Annotated in this window: 1 protein-coding gene; it reads left to right on the forward strand. The window is 69.7% G+C overall.

All coding sequences use genetic code 11. The annotated features are described in order from the left end of the window. A partial coding sequence (locus CVH10_RS18595; RefSeq protein WP_219924818.1) for a flagellar M-ring protein FliF C-terminal domain-containing protein occupies positions 1–347 on the forward strand: 347 nt, incomplete at both ends.

Raw genomic sequence — 347 nt, forward strand, 5'->3', positions numbered from 1 at the left:
GCAGAACCGCAACGCGGCCCAGCGCCCGACCGCGGCGCAGACGAACCTGCCGGACCAGCGCGCGCGCTCGGACGGCAACGACTCGGCCAGCAACGAAACCCAGAAGCGTGAGGATCTGACCAACTACGAGATCTCGTCGAAGACCATCCAGACGGTCAGCGACGGCTACAACATCCGGCAGCTCTCGGTGGAGGTCCTAGTCAACCGCGCCCGCCTCGCGTCCCTGGCCGGGCCCGAGGCCGGCAAGGCCGGCATCGACGCCCAGGTCGCCGAGATCGAGCAGCTCGTCGGCTCGGCCGCCGGCTTCAACAAGGAGCGCGGCGACAACGTGAAGGTCGCCGCCGTGG

The organism is Halomonas sp. ND22Bw, assembly GCF_003011945.1.
In the GTDB taxonomy this organism is placed as follows: domain Bacteria; phylum Pseudomonadota; class Gammaproteobacteria; order Pseudomonadales; family Halomonadaceae; genus Halomonas; species Halomonas halophila.